The sequence below is a fragment of the Rhodococcus sp. NPDC060176 genome (assembly GCF_042728675.1).
Classification (GTDB): Bacteria; Actinomycetota; Actinomycetes; order Mycobacteriales; family Mycobacteriaceae; genus Rhodococcus_F.
This window is the reverse complement of the sequence record NZ_JBHWYS010000002.1, coordinates 713,679-730,604: the sequence shown is the minus strand read 5'-3', so window position 1 is coordinate 730,604 and position 16,926 is coordinate 713,679. Positions and strand designations below refer to the sequence as shown.

Annotated in this window: 18 protein-coding genes; 8 read left to right on the top strand and 10 right to left on the bottom strand. The window is 61.8% G+C overall.

Annotated elements, in window-relative coordinates; all coding sequences use genetic code 11:
- Nucleotides 1-28 precede the first annotated feature (28 nt).
- The 3 genes from ACFWEM_RS11735 to ppk2 are packed head-to-tail and all read right to left on the bottom strand — an operon-like array spanning nucleotide 29 to nucleotide 5,359.
- Nucleotides 29-1,723 (bottom strand): SulP family inorganic anion transporter, encoded by a 1,695-nt coding sequence (locus ACFWEM_RS11735; protein ID WP_378533678.1) that lies wholly within the window; start codon nucleotides 1,721-1,723, stop codon nucleotides 29-31.
- 18 nt (nucleotides 1,724-1,741) lie between these two features.
- Nucleotides 1,742-4,483, bottom strand: a complete 2,742-nt coding sequence (locus tag ACFWEM_RS11730) for a cation-translocating P-type ATPase (RefSeq protein WP_378533676.1) — start codon at nucleotides 4,481-4,483, stop codon at nucleotides 1,742-1,744.
- A 27-nt stretch (nucleotides 4,484-4,510) separates the two neighbouring features.
- Nucleotides 4,511-5,359 (bottom strand): polyphosphate kinase 2, encoded by an 849-nt coding sequence (ppk2, locus tag ACFWEM_RS11725; protein ID WP_378533674.1) that lies wholly within the window; start codon nucleotides 5,357-5,359, stop codon nucleotides 4,511-4,513.
- 172 nt (nucleotides 5,360-5,531) lie between these two features.
- Between ppk2 and ACFWEM_RS11720 the strand changes: the two genes are divergently transcribed.
- Both ACFWEM_RS11720 and ACFWEM_RS11715 read left to right on the top strand, forming a co-directional pair.
- Entirely contained in the window at nucleotides 5,532-5,783 is a 252-nt protein-coding gene (locus ACFWEM_RS11720) for a three-helix bundle dimerization domain-containing protein (protein ID WP_378533672.1), read from the top strand.
- Nucleotides 5,784-5,913: 130 nt separating this feature from the next.
- Nucleotides 5,914-6,291, top strand: a complete 378-nt coding sequence (locus ACFWEM_RS11715; RefSeq protein ID WP_378533670.1) for an SHOCT domain-containing protein — start codon at nucleotides 5,914-5,916, stop codon at nucleotides 6,289-6,291.
- On the opposite strand, the gene ACFWEM_RS11710 is transcribed toward ACFWEM_RS11715, so the two are convergent.
- Both ACFWEM_RS11710 and ACFWEM_RS11705 read right to left on the bottom strand, forming a co-directional pair.
- Nucleotides 6,269-7,666 carry a hypothetical protein gene (locus tag ACFWEM_RS11710; RefSeq protein ID WP_378533668.1) on the bottom strand — a complete coding sequence of 466 codons (1,398 nt, stop codon included), beginning with the start codon at nucleotides 7,664-7,666 and terminating at the stop codon, nucleotides 6,269-6,271. The two genes, ACFWEM_RS11715 and ACFWEM_RS11710, sit on opposite strands and share 23 nt — an antisense overlap.
- A 78-nt stretch (nucleotides 7,667-7,744) precedes the next feature.
- Entirely contained in the window at nucleotides 7,745-8,143 is a 399-nt protein-coding gene (locus ACFWEM_RS11705; protein ID WP_378449497.1) for a hypothetical protein, read from the bottom strand.
- 162 nt (nucleotides 8,144-8,305) lie between these two features.
- On the opposite strand from ACFWEM_RS11705, the gene ACFWEM_RS11700 reads away from it, so the two are divergent.
- Entirely contained in the window at nucleotides 8,306-8,899 is a 594-nt protein-coding gene (locus ACFWEM_RS11700; RefSeq protein ID WP_378533666.1) for a GNAT family N-acetyltransferase, read from the top strand.
- Nucleotides 8,900-8,916: 17 nt separating this feature from the next.
- Here the strand turns inward: ACFWEM_RS11700 and ACFWEM_RS11695 are convergent, their stop codons facing one another.
- The 4 genes from ACFWEM_RS11695 to ACFWEM_RS11680 form a co-directional block, all read right to left on the bottom strand.
- Nucleotides 8,917-9,993, bottom strand: coding sequence for an ABC transporter substrate-binding protein (locus tag ACFWEM_RS11695; RefSeq protein ID WP_378533664.1), 1,077 nt, complete (start codon nucleotides 9,991-9,993; stop codon nucleotides 8,917-8,919).
- Nucleotides 9,994-10,134: 141 nt separating this feature from the next.
- Nucleotides 10,135-10,971, bottom strand: coding sequence for an AraC family transcriptional regulator (locus ACFWEM_RS11690; RefSeq protein WP_378533662.1), 837 nt, complete (start codon nucleotides 10,969-10,971; stop codon nucleotides 10,135-10,137).
- Between the two features lie 55 nt (nucleotides 10,972-11,026).
- A complete protein-coding gene (locus tag ACFWEM_RS11685) occupies nucleotides 11,027-11,353 on the bottom strand; it encodes a DMT family transporter (RefSeq protein WP_378533660.1) in 327 nt (108 codons plus the stop codon).
- The gene (locus ACFWEM_RS11680; RefSeq protein ID WP_378533658.1) at nucleotides 11,350-11,700 is read right to left on the bottom strand and encodes a DMT family transporter; all 351 of its coding nucleotides are present in this window, start codon (nucleotides 11,698-11,700) and stop codon (nucleotides 11,350-11,352) included. The genes ACFWEM_RS11685 and ACFWEM_RS11680 overlap by 4 nt, the downstream gene beginning before the upstream one ends.
- A 53-nt stretch (nucleotides 11,701-11,753) precedes the next feature.
- Here ACFWEM_RS11680 and ACFWEM_RS11675 point away from each other — a divergent pair, with 53 nt between their 5' ends.
- The 5 genes from ACFWEM_RS11675 to ACFWEM_RS11655 all read left to right on the top strand — a co-directional run bounded on the left by ACFWEM_RS11675 (nucleotide 11,754) and on the right by ACFWEM_RS11655 (nucleotide 16,474).
- On the top strand, nucleotides 11,754-12,491 hold the full coding sequence (locus tag ACFWEM_RS11675) for a transglutaminase domain-containing protein (protein WP_378533656.1): 738 nt from the start codon (nucleotides 11,754-11,756) through the stop codon (nucleotides 12,489-12,491).
- Between the two features lie 29 nt (nucleotides 12,492-12,520).
- Entirely contained in the window at nucleotides 12,521-13,378 is an 858-nt protein-coding gene (map, locus tag ACFWEM_RS11670) for a type I methionyl aminopeptidase (RefSeq protein WP_378533654.1), read from the top strand.
- Nucleotides 13,379-13,386: 8 nt separating this feature from the next.
- Nucleotides 13,387-14,898: a cobyric acid synthase gene (locus ACFWEM_RS11665; protein WP_378533652.1), complete on the top strand. Its 1,512-nt coding sequence runs from the start codon at nucleotides 13,387-13,389 to the stop codon at nucleotides 14,896-14,898.
- 96 nt (nucleotides 14,899-14,994) lie between these two features.
- Nucleotides 14,995-15,564 carry an RNA polymerase sigma factor gene (locus tag ACFWEM_RS11660; protein ID WP_378449488.1) on the top strand — a complete coding sequence of 190 codons (570 nt, stop codon included), beginning with the start codon at nucleotides 14,995-14,997 and terminating at the stop codon, nucleotides 15,562-15,564.
- 76 nt (nucleotides 15,565-15,640) lie between these two features.
- Nucleotides 15,641-16,474, top strand: a complete 834-nt coding sequence (locus ACFWEM_RS11655) for an ANTAR domain-containing protein (protein WP_378533650.1) — start codon at nucleotides 15,641-15,643, stop codon at nucleotides 16,472-16,474.
- On the opposite strand, the gene ACFWEM_RS11650 is transcribed toward ACFWEM_RS11655, so the two are convergent.
- Nucleotides 16,471-16,896 (bottom strand): DUF6069 family protein, encoded by a 426-nt coding sequence (locus ACFWEM_RS11650; RefSeq protein WP_378449486.1) that lies wholly within the window; start codon nucleotides 16,894-16,896, stop codon nucleotides 16,471-16,473. The genes ACFWEM_RS11655 and ACFWEM_RS11650 overlap by 4 nt on opposite strands.
- Nucleotides 16,897-16,926: the final 30 nt, after the last annotated feature.

The window sequence follows — 16,926 nt, the reverse complement described above, 5'->3', positions numbered from 1 at the left end:
GGCCGATGCTCCCAACTTCGTCGTGCAGTCAGTCGCTGTTCCTGGCGCGGAATGCACTCACCGCAGCCTCGAGAGTCGGGAAGAAATGCGTCGAATCGAACCGATCCCCGACGCCGAATCGGATGAGTCGATCCTTGATCGGACCTTTCATCTCCGCGAACGCCAATCGAATTCCTTTGCCTTCGAGGAATGTATCCAGATCGACGAGTTCGTCGACGGCCGTGGTATCGAGTCCGGTGATCGGTTCGGCGGCAATCACCACCCACTCGACCGGGTCCGGCGCCTTGGCGACGACGGAGCGAACGTACTCGTCGAAGATCTCGCCGTTCGCGAAGAAGAGTGGAGCGTCGAACCTCACCAGCACCAACCCGGGGATGCGATGCCCATCTGGATGGCGTTCGACGTCGTGGAAGCCGGCCAGGTCACCGGTTTCGACGAGTTCGGTTCTGTGCGGTTGCCACACCTGCGCGATGACTGCCGCGAAGGACAGTCCGATCGCAACCAGGATGCCTTGAAGCACGCCGACCAGCGCGACTCCCAGGAATGCCGCGACAGCGAGGCCGAATTCGACAGTGCTCATCCGCCACATTCGAACCATGCCGCGTACGTCGATCAGCGCACACGCGGCGACGATGACGACGGCGGCCAGTGTCGCATCGGGTAGATAGGCCGTAAGTCCGGGAGCAACGAGCACAAAAACCAGTACGGCGAGCGCCCCGACGACGCCGGCCAATTGCGTATGCGCCCCGCTCTGTTCGGCTACCGGAGTTCGCGACCCGCTCGCCGAGATAGGGAATCCGCCGAAGAGACCGCCGGCCACGTTCGCGACACCGATAGCCTTCATTTCGGTACTGCCGTTCACGTCCTCGCCGTGTCGTGCGGCGAAGGTGCGCGAGAGAACGCCGGTGTCGGCAAAGGCAATCAATGCGATACCGGCCGCCGGCCCGATCAGGTGGCCGACGTCCTGCCAGGTGACTCCGCCGACAGAGGGGAGGGGAAGTCCTTCCGGCAGTGCTCCCACCATGCCGATGTCATCGGTGAGACCGGCGGCGGCGGACAAGACTATTGCCGCGACAACGGCCACCAGCACGCCGGGCACAACAGGTACCCAGAGCCGGAAGGCGACTATGACAACGAGTGAGCCGACACCGATGGCCGCAGCGAGCGGGTCGACGTCGCCACCGATCAGGGCCTTCCCGATTTCACCGATTTCACCGAGGAGGCCGGATGCGTCGACCGAGAATCCGAGCAGCTTGGGAATCTGACCTACCACGACAACGAGTGCGATGGCGTTGAGGTAACCGAGGCGGATCGGTTTCGAGAGGAGCTCGGTCACGAAGCCCAGACGAAGAAATCCGCCGATCACGAGGATGAGGCCGACAAGAATGGCGAGAACCCCGGCGAGTGCAAGCGCGTTCTCCGAATCGCCGACCACAGCGAGCGGTATGACCGCGGCGGCGATCAGCGGTGCCAGCGACGAATCAGGCCCGAGTACAAGAATTTTCGACGGTCCGACCAGTGCGTACGCGAGCAGCGGCACAATGGTGGCGTATAGCCCGGCGTACGCGGGCAGTCCGGCGGCTTCGGCGTAGCCCATACCTGCCGGGATCAGCAATGCCGTCAAGACGAGTCCGGCAGTGATGTCTGTTCGCAGCCATTCGCGGCGATACCCGCGGGCAGTCGCGATGCCCGGTAGCCGACCTAGACTCTCCGCCCACATCATCGTGTGATTGTCCCTCCCTCAGCGGAGTACACGCGCGCGTTCGGGGGCAACCGCGGCGGCCGCGGTCATCGGGACAGGTCGCTGCGCGAGGCGGCGGCGTCGGATCGCCTTCTCCAACTCGACGACAACCGGGATGACGAGCGACCATCCGAGGCAGACGAGCCATTGGGCGCCGGTCAGTGAGGTGGTCATGAGGAGTTCCTGGAGGACACCCGCCTCGACGGCAAACACGGTGACGACCGTGGGAATCGTCAGGATTTTGACAGCACCGAGAACCGGCGGAACGAGACCGGACTCGGGATCGCGCCGCATGGTCAACCCCGCGAATATGGAACCGAGAGACAGGACGACGAATGCGGTGGTCATGGGGACATTCGCTTCGGTAGTGCTCATTTCACCCGGTGCGAGAAGCATCGCCGCGAGGGTCACGGCAAATTGCAGGACGCCGTACGCGAGCCACTGTCCGACCGCGCTTCGATGTGCGATCGGCATCTTGGGATCACGTGGCGGCTTGTTCATCAGATCCGGAGGCGGCGGGTCGAGCATGATCACGGCAACGGGGAAGAGCGTGATGAAGAAGTGTTGGAACAGCACCATCAGCGGCGTCAGCGCGACACCCTCGTTGATGTTGAAGATGCTGGCAGCGAGGAAGAGGAGAACCAACGAGAAGAGCTTCGACATTTGATAGCGGATGTACGAGACGATCTTCCCGTAGATGTTGCGGCCCAAAGTGATCGCAGTGATGAGTGTTCCGAAGTTGTCGTCGGTGAGCACCATCTTGCCCGCCTGTTTGGTCACTTCGCTGCCAGAGCCCATGGCGACGCCGATGTCTGCCTTCTTCAACGCGGCGGCATCGTTGACGGCATCGCCGGTCATTGCGACGACGGCGCCACTGCGCTGCATGACATCGACCAATCGAAGTTTGTCCTGCGGGGTGACTCGGCCGAACACGTGCAGGTTCGGCAATGCGGTCGACAGTTCGTCGTCGGTCATCGCTTGTACATCGCTTCCGCTCACGGAACCCGGGCCGAGCCCGAGTTCGGCACCGATTGCGGCGGCGGTGACGGCATGGTCGCCGGTGATCATGCGGACCTCGATGCCGGCGCGTTGCGCGGTGCGCACCGAATCGACTGCCTCCGGCCGCAGCGGGTCGATGATGCCTGCCATGCCGACAAACGTCAGGTCCTCGACAAAGGACATGGGGTCCGCCACGACGGCTTCTTCCCGTCCGTCGAGTCGTCTGACAGCGAAAGCCAGCACCCGAAGGCCCTTCTCGGACATGGACTGATTTGCTGCCGTCAGCTCGTCACGGACTTCGTCGATCGGTACCGGTCGACGGCCGGGGAGGAAAGCCGAACCACACCGAGCGAGGACGACGTCAGGGCCGCCTTTGACCAGTTCGACGAACTGACTTTCGCCGTCGACTTCGAGATGGTGGTACGTCGCCATGAACTTGTACGCGGAATCGAACGGAACCGTTGCGACCCGCGGATAAGTCCGTCTTGTGAGTGGGGCGTCGGCACCGATCTTCGCCGCGAGCACCACAAGAGCGGCCTCGGTCGGGTCGCCGACAACCTCCCCGGAATCGGAAACCGTTGCATCGCTGTCGAGGCACAACCCGTAGGCGAGGAGTGTGAAGTCGGGTGGTGCCTCGCCGGCAACCTGCGTGATCCTTCCGGTCTTGGCGTAACCTTCGCCGTCGACCGTGTACCACCGGCCGTGGACGTACAGCGATCGCACGGTCATCTGGTTCATGGTCAACGTGCCGGTCTTGTCCGAGTTGATCGCACTCGTCGCGCCGAGTGTCTCGACATCGGTCAGGTTCTTCACGACTGCCTTGGCGTCTGCCAGTTGACGGGCACCGTACGCCAGCATCGCCTGAACGAAAGTTGGTAAGCCGGTCGGTATTGCAGAGACCCCCATTGCGATACCGAGCAGCAGAAGCGTTGTCAGATCCTGCCCGCGAATCAGTCCGATGACGACGATGGCGATCACCGCCGTCCACGCGATGATCCCCAGAAGTTTTGTCAGAGAGTCCAATTCTCGTTGCAGCGGCGACTTTCCCGGGGCGACCGCCGACAACATCGACGCTATCTGGCCGATCTGCGTCTGCATCCCGGTCTCGGTGACCACCATGGTTGCCGTGCCGCGAGTGACCGAGGTGTTCTGGAACACCAGATTGCTCCGGTCTCCGAGAGGAATATCCTGATTGCTCAGCGTTTTCGGGTCCTTCGGGATCGGTGCGCTTTCACCGGTCAGTGCGGCTTCTTGCGTCTCCAGGGTGGTCGACGCGAGCAACCGTCCATCGGCGGCGATGATGTCTCCCGCCTCGACTTGGACGACGTCACCCGGCACCAGTTCGGTAGCGTCGAGCTCAATCAGGTTCCCGTCACGAATGACCCGCGCTCGAGGCGTCTGCATCTTGGCGAGCGCGTCGACGCTGGCCCGCGCCTTCAACTCTTGTCGAGTTCCGAGGACGATGTTGAGCACGACGAGCACGGCCACCACGATTGCTGTCGGTACTTCACCGATGGCGATGCTGACCGCAGCAACGGCGACCAGCATCAAGTTCATCGGATCTTTCAGTTGTAACAGCGCGATCGACCACGTCGACGGAGGTGGTGTCGACGTGATTTCGTTCGAACCGTATCGTCGTCGGCGCTGGTCGGCCTCAGCCGATTGCAGCCCGCGCTCCTGGTCCGACTGCAGTGCGGACACGACTGACTCGCCGCTCTGCGCATGCCACGGCGTGGGGCTCATGACCGCACGTCCTTTCCTTGGCGATCGTCAATACCGGGTCGGAATCCAGTGCAGCGGTTGTTTGGGCGCCTGGTAGCCGTGGGCCTTCTGCCGCTTCGGCAACGTGATGTCAGTCGATTGCAACGGTTCGTAAGGGATCTGACTCAGAATGTGGCTGATGATGTTGAGTCGCCCGCGTTTCTTGTCGTCGTTGTTCGCGACATACCAAGGTGCCCAGCCGGTGTCGGTGAAGCGAAACATCTCGTCGCGGGCACGCGAGTAGTCGTACCAATGACTGAACGACTTCAGATCCAGATCTGACAGCTTCCAGATCTTTCGAGGGTCGTCGATTCGGCTTTGCAAACGCAGAAGCTGCTGCTCTTCGCTGACCTCGAGCCAGTACTTGAGCAGAATGACGCCGGATTCCACGATCGCGCGCTCGACGGTCGGAATGAGCTGGAGAAACTGATGTGCCTGTTCTTCGGTGCAAAAGCCCATCACCCGTTCGACACCGGCACGGTTGTACCAACTTCGGTCGAAGATGACGATCTCACCAGCCGCCGGAAGATGCGGGACGTAACGCTGGACGTACATCTGCGAGTGTTCTCGTTCGGTCGGGGCGGGCAGCGCAACGACCCGGAATACTCGCGGACTCACTCGCTCGGTGATGGCCTTGATGACACCGCCCTTCCCCGCGGTATCTCGGCCCTCGAACACGACGCAGACCTTGGCGCCAGACGATTTGACCCACTCCTGCAAAGCCACGAGTTCGCCGTGCAATGGCTTGAGTTCGCGGCGGTACGCCTTGTTCTTCATCGGCTTTTCTGCGACGGGTGCCGCGTCGTCGTGAAGAATCGACGCCGTGTCGTCGCGGCGAGTCCGAGCGTTCTTTCCCACTTCGACTCCCTGCCATCGTGAGCGCATCGTGAGCGTGCGGGGATCGTCCGCTCGTATGTGTATGCCCCGTATTCGGTCAACCTATTCTCCCCGTGATCGAGACCCGAATCGTGTTGTTTTCGAACCTGTTTCGAGTCTTGACGTGCTCGTCTGGACGGACGGCCATTAATGGATGACTGGCGACGAAGAGTTGCTCCACGTCGAGCGGGTGATCACTCGCCTGATTTCCCGCTATCCCGCCGTTTCGCCAGCGGAGATCGAAGCCAGAGTGCGCAAAATTCACGAGCGCTTTGTCGGCTGTCGGATCCGTGACTTCGTACCTCTCCTCGTCGAAAAGGCGGCCACACAAGAGATCTTGAATCGGAGAATCGTGATTCCGATACTGGATGAGCGGTCGGCGAGCCTGAACTCACTCGAGCTGTAGCCGGAACGGACGTCGTCGGCGCATACTGAAATGACCTTGGACCAGGGAGTTCTGGCCGCATGCGGATTTCAGGCGCGGAACGTCAGTCTCCCGACTCCTGATGTGGAAACCGAGTACAGGGAGCGTTGACATGGAAGGCTTCTGGGAATTCTTCTGGTTCATCTTCGTTTGCTTTGCGTTTGTGGCCTACTTGAGTGTGCTGTTCTCGATCATCACCGACTTGTTCCGTGATCACGAGACTTCGGGCTGGGCCAAAGCTTTATGGATGATATTCCTCTTCGTCATTCCATTCTTGTCCGCAATGATCTACGTGGTCGTCAAGAATGACGGAATGACTCGGCGGTCGATGGAGGCCGCCCAACAGCACATACACGCGCAAAGTGACTACATCCGAACCGTCGCCGGCAAATCTCCGACTCAGCAGATCGCCGACGCCAGAGAGCTTCTCGACTCCGGCGCGATCAACGAACAGGAATTCCAGGCCATCAAGGCAAAGGCGCTGGCGTAGTTTTCTCGTTTTCCTGTGCGGCAGCGCGGGCAGGACGAACCAGCACTTCCAGTGCGACGAGTGCGACCAAGGCAATCACGACGATCCAGCCCACGACCAATCCGGTGGGGTAGCGCCAGAAAAGCAGCAACAGTGCGGCGATGCCGATGATTGTGCAGCGCAGCGGAACACGAAGCTGATTGGCCCATCGCTCGACCTGATTCGGCCTACGGCCGCTTGCAGAATGGCGGACGAAGTCCAACGCCTGCCCGTAGCCTCGACGAACCGCGATCGCCGACGACGACCCACCGACGAGGTAGGCGCCGAGTCCCACCACCACGCCGAGGACCGCAACCGCGCGCAGGCTCGTCCGCAGCGGCACCAGAACAGTGTCGATGACCGCTGTGGCGGCGTCGGGCGAGAGAATGTCGGTGGGGACACTGTCGAGGTAGATTGCACGCCCGATCAGAATTCCGATCGCGAGAACAAGCATTCCCAAGGCGATCGACAGGCCGACCAGGGACAGTGCACGGAGCCTTCGACCGCTGGGGGCAACGGCGACTGCGGCTGCGGCGCAGGCGATTCCCAGCCATGGCAACACCGACGACACTTTGTCGAGTGCCGAGACAGCTCGCTGGGCCTTCACCAGTTCGGGGGACTGGAAGAGTACAAATTCCTTGTCCACGGAGGGGATTTTGTCTGCAAAAGCGAAGCCGCGGTCGGTCAAGGCCGTTTTCACCCGGTCGATGATCGTGCTCAGTGAAATGCTGACGGTTCCGCTCTGGTCGACCTCGACGGAGTCGGGGCCGTAGTTTCCGGTCATCACTGCGACGAGAGAGTTGTGCGCCGCTCGGTTGGCTTGAATCCACAGGTCTTCGAACTGCTGCGTCTGTACGAGTGAGCCCACTGTGTCGTGGACGAAACTCTTCGCCTGGCCGGCGATCACCGGTGCCAAACCCACCAGTGCCTGGTCCACGCGAGGCGCATTGGCTGCGAGATTCGAAACGTCCGTCAATGCGGTGAGTGCCTCGGTGGTGAGCCCCTCGACGTCGACGCGATCGAAGATCTCGTCCGTGACTTGATTCGTGATCTCCGCTTGCACTGCTGGATTCTCACCCAGCGGCGCTACCGTGCTGACGTAGCGGTCCGTGTCGAGGATCTGACTTCGAACGAACCGGGTGGTAACCGACAAGACGGCGAGTAGTGCTACCAGCACCAGCAGGATTGTCACCGCTGTCCACCGCAACCCGTGTCGAGGTGGTCGGGAGACTTGCTCGACGGTCGTTTCGCGGGCGCTGGGAGTCTGCTCGCGAAGTGTTGCTACTTCTTCGCGTAACCGGGCTAGTTCGGCACGTTCGTCCTCGTGGAGTGGGCCGTCGCTCGTGCCGTTTGCCATCATGTTCCTCTCCGGAGGGAAACTGCTGCCGCACAGATGAAACCGTTGAACTCGATGGGTGGAACCGAAGGTGTGGCCTCAGATCACGTCGGGATTCCATGTCGCGACAGCCCAGATGACGAACACGTCGAGCGCGATGATGGTGATCGACCACCACGGCGAGTGGGGTAACCACAGGAAATTCGCGAGGATTGACAGAGAACAGAAGATTATCGCGCCTACCCGTGCCCACGTCGCGCCGGTGAAGAGCATGATTCCGACAGCGGTGACGAGCACGCCGAGTGCGAGGTGAATCCATCCCCAGGAGGTGAGGTCGAATTGGTACGCGTATTCCGGGCCGACGACAATAACGTCGTCCTCGGATATCGCCGAGATGCCTTGGAGAATTTCGAGCACACCGACAGTGACGAGGAGGACCGCTCCGCCCAGGGCGCTTCCTTTTGCCACACCCTGCTTTACCAGTGAATCCTCGGACATGAGCGCCCCTTGGTATCAAGTGCGAAATTGCCTGGCATAACTCCGTATTCCGACCATTTACGGTGGTGAAGTAGCCCGTCGGAGGGCAAATCAAACATTGAGCGCTGCACGGCATTGCGATATTCATTCGCCTACGAATTCGAAAGAACCTACCGTGTCGGCATGGATATGGCGGACGTAGGTGGGGCCACGACGACTGCACCGGAAATGATTCGGACGGATCGGTTGGTGCTTCGTACCTACCGTCCTGGCGATGACCGGGATCTCCTCACCTTCTACGGGCGCAGCGACGTATGCCGGTATTTGCTCAACGAGCCCTGGGATCTCGTGGAGGCTCGAGAGGCTGTGCTGACGAGGATCTCTCGCCGTGACCTTGCGGCCGGAGTGGTAGCACTTGCCGTTGAATGTGACGGCCGGGTTGTCGGAAGTGTGAGTGCCTGGCTAGTCGAGGAATCGGGTTGCACAGCCGAAACCGCGCACACTGCTGAAGTCGGGTGGGCATTCTCGCCCGACTTCGGCGGCCGAGGATTCGCGACGGAAGCTGTGACCGCTCTGATCGACCTGGTGTTCGCAACACCCCGATTACGCCGTGTGGTCGCGCAGATGGATGCGAGAAACGAATCCTCGGCACGACTCGCGCGGCGAATCGGGATGCGGCGAGAGGCGCATTTTCGGCAGAATGCGTGGATCAAGAACGAGTGGACCGACACTGTGGTTTTTGCAAAGCTGCGCAGTGAGTGGCCTTCAAATCTCTGATCAGGAGGGTCGAGCTGCTACTTCGCAACCAGTTCGGTCAACTGGGGGACCAGCTGGTCGGTTGCCCACGGGACGCTCAGAACACTGACGTACATGGTTGCGGCCGTCAGGCGATTGTCGGTGATCCACAAGTCTTTTCCGTTGGCGATGACGGGCCACCGTGCGAACAGGGTGTTGGCCAACGTGCTGTCGACTTCCGACTGATCGCTTGCCCATCCGAGATAAACGTCGGTGTTGATCGTATCGAGCTTCTCCATGCTGATGCCGAACAAGAACGAGTCGCCGGCGAAGTTCTTGGCACCGTTGACCACGTCGGGAGCGACTGTGAGCCCGAGGTTTTCGACAAACTTGACGCGTGGATCGTCCGGGCCGTAGATGGCGGTTTCGGTTTCTCCCTCGCGGATATAGGACCCGAAGGCAAAGGTGACTCCGTTGAATTCCGGATGGCTCGCCTTCGACTCCTGAACCGTTTCCTCAACCGACTTGATCAGCGCCGCGGTCTGAGCGGGACGGCCGAGGGCCTTGCCCACATCGGTGGCGAGGTTTTGCCACGAGCTCGGCTGATACGGCTTGGTGTCGTAGGGAAGGGTAGGTGCGATCGAGCTCAGCCGCTGGTAATCCTGCTCGGAGAAGCCCGAGTACGGGGCAAGAATCAGATCGGGCGCGGCATTGAGAATCTGCTCGAACAGAAGCTCACCGCTGTCGGAGTAGTACGGCGCGGGGGTGGGCAGCGTCTGGCCTGACTTTTCGAGTTCGGCCCGCGTCCACGGCAGGAACCCGTCGGCGTCGCCGGCCCACGAGTCCTTCTGCATCGCGATCGGGGTGACGCCGAGGGCGATGACGGTGTCTGCCGCCGCGGAATCGAGGGTGAGGATCCGTGTCGGTTCCTTGTCGATGGTGGTCTCGCCGAATGCGTGTTTGATCGAGACGGGAAATGCGCCGTCCTCGACGGCGGATGCCGACGAACTATTCTCCTGGGCGTCCGATGACGACTGTGTGCAGGCGGTCAGAGGCAGTGCCGCCGCCAGCATCAGCGCAACAACGATTTTTCGCCTCCGCTGGGGACGAATTCTCTGACGGGCAGATCTGAACACGCGAAACTCCTCGGGATTGATCGGGGAAGTGCTTGCACGACTCATCGCAGGTGCATATGAGAGCAGGCTTACCTAAGCGAATGTAAGGCGCGTTCGTGTAGCGAAGGGGCCAGCAGATGTCGACAACAGGTCAGGCTCGAGTCAATTGACGGAGGCGAGGGCATTGCCGGGGGTGTAGCCGACCGTCTTACGAAACGCAGCGATGAAGGAGCTCGACGTCCCATACCCGACTCGACGGCTCACGGAGTTCACACTCATCCCGGTCCCGAGCATGCCGAGGGCTGTGCTCATGCGAACCAGAGTGCGCCACTGCGCAAAACTCAGGGCGAGTTCCGCGGCAAAAATCCTGGTGACCGTGCGTCGGCTGAGGTTGAGAACGTGCGCCCACTGATCGAGTGATCGATCGTCGGCGGGGTCCGACAGCACCTTGTCGACGAGTATCCGTATCCGCGGATCGCGGGGGATCGGCACGTCGAAATGCGGAGCCGATGCGGGAGTGAGGAGATCGACGCAGACCTGCTGCGCCCGAAGACGTTGTTCGGCAGGCATTCCGGTGTGCGCGAGGTGGATGAGCAGTACCCGGGCGGCTTCACTCAACGTCACGATGCACGGTTCGTTCCAGGCGGGAGTCCACAACTCGGGCGTGAAGAGGGTGGCACGGAATGCGACGTGGGGATTGGCTTGACCTTCGTGGAGGACTCCACGAGGGATCCACAGGCCGACGCCGGGCGTGACGGTCCAGAGTTGATTGTCGATGATCATGTTGACGACGCCCCGGTCGGACCAGATCAGTTCGTGCTCGGCATGAGCGTGCTGTGGCCACCGGGTGATGTGGTCGGTCTCGACGATGTACGTCGTCAGTTGAAATGGCGCCGGGACGGCACGCGCCATCGGAGTGTGGCGGTCGGCTTCCCACACGTGGGGACCGTCGTCCAGGTGTGGACCGTCGTCGATTTCACGAAGGGCAGGGATCAGCACCGCGGACTACCTCCAGAACAAAGTTAGGTAAACCTTACACTGAAATGTGCTGGGCTCAGTGACCCGCTCCGAGTTCGATGAGAAGCACGCCTGCGGCGATGAGACAGATCCCCACGATCATCAGTTTGGTCAGCGGTTCGCGAAAGAGAATGCGGGATGCGATTGCCGTCAGCGCCACCCCGCACGCCGTCCAGATGCCGTACGCAACGCCGATCGTCAGGCCCGCGTCGAGTGCGAGTGTGAGGAAGGCAAAAGCGGCGAGATACCCCACGGTGACAACCGCAAGCCAACGCTTGTCGCTGCCGTCCTGCGACGCCATCCTCAGTGAGAGTGTTGCGGTGACCTCGGAAATAATCGCAGCGATCAGAAACACGAAGGTCATGCCGGGTCCGCCGGTCCGCTATCGGCAGCTGCCTGAGAGCCGAGTTCGACGCACAGCACTCCGCCGATGACCAATGCAATCCCAACGCCCATGGTGGCGGTCAGAGGATCCCCGAAAAGGGCAGTCGCGAACACCGCGGTCAGGACGACTCCGGTTGCGCCCCAGATTCCGTATGCAACACCGAGTCCCATGCCCTCTCGTAGGACGAACGACAAAGCGGTGAACGCCGCCAGATATCCGGCGACGACTACGACGTACCAGGCGGGGTGATCGAGGGCCGCGCGCAACGACAGGGTCGCAGACACCTCGGTCAGGATCGCGGTGATCAACAGCAGCCATTTCTTCACGGGTCGGATTCTGTCAGGCTCGACGGATTCCGGTCGCGCACTACTGTTGAGCCATGACGTGCGTGCTGCTCGGCGGGATCCGCGACGGTGACATCCGCCACGACGCGTCGGGTGGCGATGTAGCCGCGACGCCGATTCTCGACTGGGGCAACGGCGACGTGGCCCGCCTCTACGACGACATTGCGGGAGGTGCAATCCAGTCGGCGCGGGAGTTCGTGGTGTCGGCGCATCGCAGCGTCGGCGCAAGGATTCGGGCGGTCTACGGGCTCGACGACCGGCAACCTGTGTCGGTGACATTGAGTCGAGGACGCGGATCGTGCAGTCAGAGACTTGCCGTCGTCGAAGCGTTGGCTCGCCGCCACGGTATCGCCACCCGAGTACGCGGTCTCGTACTCCGCGGGGAGTTCTGGTATCCAAGATTTCGGCATCTACATGCGGTGATTCCGAAATCAGTGCTGCTGGCCTGGCCAGAATTCCTGGTCGACGGACGCTGGCGGGACATCTCCGAGATCGTTTCACCCCCGGCCCTTCCAAATGTCTCTGCGGTCTCGTCTGTCGAACCGTTCACGAACGCCGGCGAGGAAACTCTGTTCGACGCAATCGGACGTGCTCCGGTCAGTTGGGGTAAGTCGGTTTCATGTGATTGCTTGGACTTCTCCGAATTCGTCGGCCGTGATCTGGGCACCTTCGAATCCCGTGACGAACTCTTCGAGAAATTCGGACAGACGATGTCGACCCCCGTCAGAATTCTCGTCGATCCTGTTTTCCGGAACTGGAGTGCATCCGGCTGACGGGCGACGCGAGGTCTAGGCTGTTCTGCATGTCTGTGCGCACCCCATTGGTCCCTGGAACCGTCTCTCCCGTCCTCGCAGTGCCCTCGAAGATCGAGCGGCCCGAGTACGCGTGGAAGCCGACCGCCAAAGAGGGCAACGAGCCCTGGGTTCAGACGCCGGAGACGATCGAGGCGATGCGCATCGCCAGCAAGATCGCCGCAGGCGCACTGCAGGAAGCCGGCAAGGCGGTGGCTCCCGGTACCACGACCGACGAGCTCGACCGCATCGCACACGAGTTCATGCTCGACCACGGCGCCTACCCGTCGACGCTGGGCTACAAGAGCTTTCCCAAGTCGTGCTGCACGTCCCTCAACGAGGTGATCTGCCACGGAATCCCGGACTCGACCGTGATCCAGGACGGCGACATCGTCAACATCGACGTCACCGCGTACATCAACGGGGTACACGGGGACACCAACGCGACGTTCCTTGCCGGTGATGTGTCCGAGGAGAACCGCTTGCTCGTCGAGCGCACCCACGAGGCAACGATGCGAGCCATCAAAGCCGTCAAGCCCGGCCGCGCGCTCAACGTGATCGGACGCGTCATCGAGTCGTACGCCCACCGCTTCGGGTACGGCGTCGTACGGGACTTCACCGGGCACGGAATCGGCGAGACCTTCCACAACGGTCTCGTGATCCTGCACTACGACGAGCCCGCGGTCGAGACCATCATCGAACCGGGCATGGTCTTCACGATCGAACCGATGATCAACCTCGGTGGTATCGACTACGAGATCTGGGAGGACGGCTGGACCGTCGTCACCAAGGATCGCAAGTGGACGGCACAGTTCGAGCACACCCTGGTGGTCACCGAGAGCGGTGCAGAGATTCTCACCCTGCCTTGAGTTCGCAGATGCATGGCGCTCTGCTGGTAGCGGGCACAACGTCCGACGCCGGCAAGAGCGTTCTGGTGGCCGGATTGTGTCGCATGTTGGCGCGTCGAGGCGTCCGAGTGGCGCCCTTCAAAGCACAGAACATGTCGAACAATTCCGTCGTCACGCTCGACGGCGGAGAGATCGGCCGTGCGCAGGCCCTTCAGGCACGGGCGTGCGGGCTCGAACCGAGTGTTCGATTCAATCCGGTGCTGCTCAAGCCGGGCAGTGACCGGACGTCGCAGCTTGTCGTTCGGGGCAAGGCGACGACCACGGTGGGTGCTCGCGACTACATGCAGCATCGCCAGTGGCTTCGAGGAGTCGTGGCCGAGGATCTCGAATCGCTTCGATCCGAGTTCGACGTCGTGATCTGTGAAGGCGCCGGTTCACCGGCCGAAATCAACCTACGCGCAACGGATCTTGCCAACATGGGGTTGGCAGAGGCCGCACGGATTCCGGTCATCGTCGTCGGTGACATCGATCGCGGCGGCGTTCTGGCCCATCTTTTCGGCACCGTAGCGGTGCTCTCGCCGAGCGATCAGTCGTTGATCGCCGGGTTCGTGATCAACAAATTCCGCGGCGACGTTGCCCTGTTGGAACCCGGCCTCGAACAACTGCACAGCCTCACCGGTCGGCCGACACTCGGCGTGATTCCTTTTGCCGACGACCTCTGGCTCGATGCCGAAGACTCGTTGGGGGTGACCGGGAATGCTCCCGTCGGCCGACCGCGTCCGCCTCTGGGGGATCGGTGGTTGAGCGTCGCCGCGATCAGGCTGCCGAGGATCTCCAATTCGACGGATGTCGAGGCGCTGGCATGTGAACCGGGCGTTGCGGTTTCGTGGATCGCCGACGCGGCGCGTATTCGTGACGCGGACCTCGTGGTGATTCCGGGGAGCAAGTCCACTGTCAGTGATCTCGAGTGGTTGCGCAGTACCGGTCTGGCCGACGAGATCATCGCTCGCGCAGGTCGCGGGCAGGCAGTGCTGGGAATCTGCGGTGGCTATCAGATGCTGGGCAAGTCCATCGTCGACGACGTCGAATCGGGATCGGGTACCACGGCGGGACTCGGACTGCTGGATCTCGAGATCGAGTTCGCGCCCGACAAGGTACTGGCGCAGGTGACCGGCATGGCAGACGGTATCTCGGTGTCCGGGTACGAGATTCATCACGGCCGGGTAGTCCGCAACGGCGACCGTCCACTGTTGGAGGGTTCCGAAGGCGCACCGGAAGGCAGCGTGCGAGGGTCTGTTCGAGGAACGCACTGGCACGGACTCCTCGAAAGTGACGACTATCGGCGCAGTCTGCTGGGGGAGATCGCGGTTACCGGTTTTGTTGTTGCACCCGACACCTCGGTTGCCGCCGTGCGCGAGCAACAACTCGATCTGCTTGCCGACCTTGTGGAACAGCATCTCGACCAGGATCTGCTCGAGAAACTGATCAACGGCGGCGCGCCGCGTGGGCTCCCCGTCATTGCCTCCGCACTCGACGGCTGAGAGCGCTCCCGCAGGCTTCGATGTGGACGTCTGCGTGGACGCGGTAGAATAGCCAGGCCTCACTCCCGCGACGGCTCCCTAGTAGGAGTGTGCGCGGTGGCAGATCAATTCGACGGCTTGCTGGCCGACTTCAGTGACGAGGTGCTGGTCGACTCGGCAATGCTCGGCGATCACGCAGCCTTCGATGTCATCGTTCGCCGATACGGCCCGCACTTGTATCGATTTGCCCGTCGACTGCTCGCGAGCGAGAGTGACGTCGACGACATCGTCCAGGAAACGTGCGTTGCCGCGTGGCGCCAACTTCCGGGGTTTCAGCGGCGCTCGAGCATCAAGACGTGGTTGTTCGCGATCTGTTCTCGCAAGATCGCGGATTTCTATCGAAAAGTCGGCTCCTGCGCCGCCGACGTGGACGAACTCCGCGAAGAAGCCGATCCCCGATTACGCGATCCGAGCGAAGAAGTATGCGGCACAGCATTTCTCGACGCCTTGGAATCCGAACTCGATCGCCTGCCCCTACACCAGCGCGCCGCCTGGGTCCTGCGGGAAGTGGAGGGTATGACGTATCCGCAGATCGCGACAGTTCTGGAACTGAGCCCGGACGCGGTTCGCGGCCAACACACTCGGGCGAGAAGAAATCTCGGCGCCGCACTCCACCGATGGCGATGACAGCTCGCCGGTTTGCCGGGTTTTGTCGCCGAACTCACTCTCCTTCCTGCCCTCGAAACTGGAAGAATGCTTCGTCGTGGATACCGCTTTCGACCCCAGAGGCTTCGACCCGCGAACCGAGGATTCGGTCCCGTCGGTGATGCCGGACGACGCGACGGCAGCCGGCGCTGACGTCGCCGTCGAGGCTGCGGAAACTCGACTGACTGCAAGCGCGGTCCGAGAGTTGCTGGCAGCGCTCGGGGGAAGTATCGGCGACGAGGACGAACTCGTGATCCTGCTCCAGCGCGCCGTCGAAATCGCGAACGACGCCATCGACGGGGCCGACAGCATCGGCGTCACGATCGATCTGGCGGGACAGACCTACACCGCCGTTCACACCGATTCGCGGACTCTGCGCGTCGACGTCGATCAGTACGACGCCGGCGACGGACCGTGTCTGCACGCAGCCCGAACCGGTGAAACCGTTGTCGTCGACGCCGAGAGAAGTGCGGAACGCTGGCCACGGTTCGCGGCGGCGGCGAAAGAGGAAGGAATCAAGTCATTTCTCGCGGCGCCGCTCTTCACACCGGATCAGCGGCTCGGTTCGTTCAACCTGTACGGACGCGCTCAAGCGGCCTTCGACAGCGTCGACGCGGACGTCATGGAGATCCTCACGACAACAGTCTCACGTGCGATCGGCGACTTCTCTCGCTTCAAATCTGCCAGGGCGGTGGCTGATGCCTTGCAACGCGCGCTCGAGACCCGGGCGCCGATAGAACAGGCCAAAGGCATGCTGATGGCCATCCATCGGATCGACGCCGACACCGCATTTCACATGCTGCGCAAGCAGTCTCAGACCACGAACACCAGGTTGCGTGACGTGGCAGCCGAGATCGTCGAGACGTATTCCGCGCCGCCAACCGCGGTCTAGTTCGACGGAGACCGACGTACAGCCTCGAGCGCGACGACGACGCCCGCGGCGACAACCACGTGCATCAGAGCGAGCATGACCGTGCTGGCGGCGTCGAAGTCCGCGGCGATCGTCAGAGCGATGGTGCCGAGCGCAAAAACTGCACCCACGACCTGAGCGATGCGGATGATCGGCTCCCACTTCAGTGAGATCAACATTGCGAGCGACAAACCGACCAGCAACGGCACTACCGTCAGTGTGATGACCCCGCCGGGAGCTACGCTCGCCACCTTTCCCTGATCTGTCATCTCGAACGATCCGCCCAATGCCAGGCCGATCAACCACAGGATCAGGTTGGCGACGAGGGCAATGACGGTGGCCCCGAGTACGGCACGCGGCTTGGTGAGGTGGAGGTTGTGTGCGGTTGACGCGATTGCAGACATGATGTTCTCCCGGTTCGATGCCATGGTCTT

What these genes read in the sequence shown, in the direction of transcription:
- ACFWEM_RS11735 (WP_378533678.1), bottom strand. Translation starts at nt 1,723, where the DNA reads ATGATGTGGGCGGAGAGTCTAGGTCGGCTACCGGGCATCGCGACTGCC.
- ACFWEM_RS11730 (WP_378533676.1), bottom strand. Translation starts at nt 4,483, where the DNA reads ATGAGCCCCACGCCGTGGCATGCGCAGAGCGGCGAGTCAGTCGTGTCC.
- ACFWEM_RS11720 (WP_378533672.1), top strand. Translation starts at nt 5,532, where the DNA reads ATGACTGGCGACGAAGAGTTGCTCCACGTCGAGCGGGTGATCACTCGC.
- ACFWEM_RS11715 (WP_378533670.1), top strand. Translation starts at nt 5,914, where the DNA reads ATGGAAGGCTTCTGGGAATTCTTCTGGTTCATCTTCGTTTGCTTTGCG.
- ACFWEM_RS11710 (WP_378533668.1), bottom strand. Translation starts at nt 7,666, where the DNA reads ATGGCAAACGGCACGAGCGACGGCCCACTCCACGAGGACGAACGTGCC.
- ACFWEM_RS11705 (WP_378449497.1), bottom strand. Translation starts at nt 8,143, where the DNA reads ATGTCCGAGGATTCACTGGTAAAGCAGGGTGTGGCAAAAGGAAGCGCC.
- ACFWEM_RS11700 (WP_378533666.1), top strand. Translation starts at nt 8,306, where the DNA reads ATGGATATGGCGGACGTAGGTGGGGCCACGACGACTGCACCGGAAATG.
- ACFWEM_RS11685 (WP_378533660.1), bottom strand. Translation starts at nt 11,353, where the DNA reads ATGACCTTCGTGTTTCTGATCGCTGCGATTATTTCCGAGGTCACCGCA.
- ACFWEM_RS11675 (WP_378533656.1), top strand. Translation starts at nt 11,754, where the DNA reads ATGACGTGCGTGCTGCTCGGCGGGATCCGCGACGGTGACATCCGCCAC.
- map (WP_378533654.1), top strand. Translation starts at nt 12,521, where the DNA reads ATGTCTGTGCGCACCCCATTGGTCCCTGGAACCGTCTCTCCCGTCCTC.
- ACFWEM_RS11665 (WP_378533652.1), top strand. Translation starts at nt 13,387, where the DNA reads ATGCATGGCGCTCTGCTGGTAGCGGGCACAACGTCCGACGCCGGCAAG.
- ACFWEM_RS11650 (WP_378449486.1), bottom strand. Translation starts at nt 16,896, where the DNA reads ATGTCTGCAATCGCGTCAACCGCACACAACCTCCACCTCACCAAGCCG.